Raw genomic sequence first — 2,917 nt, forward strand, 5'->3', positions numbered from 1 at the left:
CAGTACGGCGGGTCGCTCTTCCGGACCGTGCCGCTGCCGCTGCCGTACTGGATCTCGATCGTGGCCGGCACCTCCACCGTGCTGTGGGTCGGGGAAGCATGGCGGTGGCGGCTTCGGCGACGGCCAGGCTCTCCAACAGTTTAACTACTCAATAAATAAGGTAATTTGCGATTATTCTTGACAGGGGGGTTGTTTGCTCTATAATTCCATAAAATCTATAGAGTAGGTAGGAAATTGGGCATCATGGTGGAGAACATCCAAAAGGCGATCGACGGGCTGTTCGAAGGGGAACCTCCGTCCAGGGTCCTCGAATGGGCGGTCTCCTCGTACCACCCCGCGATCGCCCTGGCGTCGAGTTTCAGCAAGGAGGACATCGTGCTGGCGGCGATGATGGTGGAGATCCGCCCCGACGCCCGCGTATTCGCGCTCGACACGGGGCGACTGAACGAGGAGACGTACGAGGCGGCGGAAGCGGTCCGCCGGAAACTGGGATTGCGGATCGAGTGGCGCTTTCCGGCCGCCGGGGCCGTGGAGGCGCTGGAGCGGGAAAAAGGGCTCCACTCGTTCCGGGAGAGCCTCGAGAACCGCCATGAGTGCTGCGGAATCCGGAAGGTGGAGCCGCTGGGAAGGGCCCTCTCCGGATTGAGGGCGTGGATCACGGGACAGCGGCGGGATCAGGGCGTTACCCGGTCGAACCTCCCCGTCGTAGAGGTCGACGCGGCCCACGGCGGGATCCTCAAGATCAACCCGCTCGCGGGATGGACCGCGGAGCAGGTGGACCGGTACCTGCGGGAGCGGGGCCTTCCGTACAACCGGCTCCACGACGCGGGGTACCCGTCGATCGGCTGCGAGCCGTGCACCCGGCCGGTCGCGCCGGGGGAGGACCCCCGCGCGGGCCGGTGGTGGTGGGAGCGGCCGGAGCACAAGGAGTGCGGGCTTCACCCGCGGACGGGAAAGGAGTAGCCGTTGGAGACGCTCGACGCGCTGGAGAACCAGAGCATCTACATCTTCCGGGAGGCGTACCGGAAGTTCAAGGACCTCGCCATGCTCTGGTCGATCGGCAAGGATTCGACCACGCTCCTGTGGCTGGCCCGCAAGGCGTTCTTCGGCCGCGTCCCGTTCCCGCTCGTCCACATCGACACGAGCTACAAGCATCCCGATATGATCGCGTACCGGGACCGGATGGCGAAGGAGTGGGGCGTGGATCTGATCGTCGGGCGGAACCGCCAGGCGATCCGGGAAGGGATGGAGCCCGCGAAGGGGCGGTTCGTCTGCTGCAACGCGCTGAAGACGCAGGGGCTCCAGCAGCTCCTCGACGATCGCGGCTACAAGGGGATCTTCCTGGGGATCCGCCGGGACGAGGAGGGATCCCGCGCCAAGGAGCGCGTCTTCTCCCCGAGGGACCGCAACTTCGAGTGGAACTACAAGGACCAGCCCCCCGAGCTGTGGGACCAGTTCAACACCTCCTTCGGGCCGGAGACGCACGTCCGGATCCACCCGCTCCTTTCGTGGACGGAGCAGGACATCTGGCGGTACATCCGGCGGGAGAATATCCCGGTGTGCTCCCTGTACTTCGCGCGGGACGGGAAGAGGTTCCGGTCGCTGGGGTGCGTGCCGTGCAATTTCCCGATCGATTCGCGCGCGGCGACCGTGGAGGAGATCATCGAGGAGCTCCGCACGACGACGACGCCGGAGCGCGCGGGCAGGGCCCAGGACCACGAACAGGCGTACATGATGCAGAAGCTGCGTTCGCTGGGATACATGTGAGCGGGGGAACGGGGATGAACGCGGGCGACACGGTGCGGATCGTCATCGCGGGGCACGTGGACCACGGCAAGTCGACGCTGATCGGCCGCCTCTTCTTCGACACGGGGTCGCTGCCGCAGGAGCGGTACCTGGAGATCGAGCGAACGTGCCGCGAGCAGGGCCGCCCGTTCGAGTTCGCCTACCTCATGGACGCCCTGGAGGAGGAGCGGGAGCAGAACATCACCATCGACACCGCCCAGACCTTCTTCCGCTCGGCGGTCCGCCCCTACGTCATCATCGACGCGCCGGGGCACAAGGAGTTCCTGAAGAACATGGTGACCGGCGCCGCGGCGGCGGACGCCGCGATCCTGCTGGTCGACGGGGCGGAAGGGGTCCGGGAGCAGACCCGCCGGCACGCCTACATCCTGTCCCTGCTGGGGCTGCGGCAGGTGGCGGTGGCGGTCAACAAGCTCGACCAGGTCGGATTCCGCCGCGACCGGTTCCGGGCCGTGGAGGAGGAGATCCGCCGGTTCCTCCGGTCCGTCGACATCGTCCCCTCCCACGTCGTGCCGGTCTCGGCGCGGGACGGGGACAACATCGCCTCGGCCTCCCCGAGGACTCCCTGGTACCCGGGGCCGACGCTGCTGTCCGCCCTCGACGCGTTCGCGCCGTCGTGCGGCGCGTCCGAGCTCCCGATGCGGCTGCCGCTGCAGGACATCTACCGGTGGGACGGGAAGCGGATCTACGCGGGGCGGGTGGAGACGGGAACGGTCCGGCCCGGCGACCCGGTCCGCTTCTCCCCGTCGGGAAAGACGTCGACGGTCCGCACCGTGGAGAAGTGGGGGGCGCCGGACCTCGCATCCGCCGGCGCGGGCGAGTGCGTCGGCGTCACGCTCGCGGAGGAGCTGTTCGTCGAGCGCGGGGAGGTGATGGCGGCGGCGGCCGACCCGGTCTCCGGCGCGCGGGAGATCGAGGCGAGCGTCTTCTGGCTGGGGAACGAGCCGCTGCGGCCGAATGGCGGATACCTGCTGAAGCTGGCGACCTCGGAGGTCGTGGCGGAGCTCGCCGCGATCGGCGAGCGGATCGACTCCTCCACGCTGGAGGTGGTCGCCCGGAACGCGGACCGCGTGGAGACCCTCGAGGCCGCGAACGTGACCTTCCGCCTCGCCCA

General features: G+C 68.0%; 4 protein-coding genes. All 4 read left to right on the forward strand.

Features of this window, described 5'->3' with window-relative positions; genetic code table 11:
- Positions 1 to 144 (forward strand): hypothetical protein (locus HZB86_11870; GenBank protein ID MBI5906220.1); only part of this gene is annotated, 144 nt, incomplete at its 5' end.
- 99 nt (positions 145 to 243) lie between these two features.
- Positions 244 to 963 carry a phosphoadenylyl-sulfate reductase gene (locus HZB86_11875; GenBank protein ID MBI5906221.1) on the forward strand — a complete coding sequence of 240 codons (720 nt, stop codon included), beginning with the start codon at positions 244 to 246 and terminating at the stop codon, positions 961 to 963.
- A gap of 3 nt (positions 964 to 966) precedes the next feature.
- Positions 967 to 1,767 carry a sulfate adenylyltransferase subunit 2 gene (locus HZB86_11880; protein ID MBI5906222.1) on the forward strand — a complete coding sequence of 267 codons (801 nt, stop codon included), beginning with the start codon at positions 967 to 969 and terminating at the stop codon, positions 1,765 to 1,767.
- Positions 1,768 to 1,781: 14 nt separating this feature from the next.
- The coding region (locus HZB86_11885; protein MBI5906223.1) for an elongation factor Tu at positions 1,782 to 2,917 on the forward strand (1,136 nt) is incomplete at its 3' end.

Source organism: Deltaproteobacteria bacterium (assembly GCA_016234845.1).
Classification (GTDB): Bacteria; Desulfobacterota; Deferrimicrobia; order Deferrimicrobiales; family Deferrimicrobiaceae; genus JACRNP01.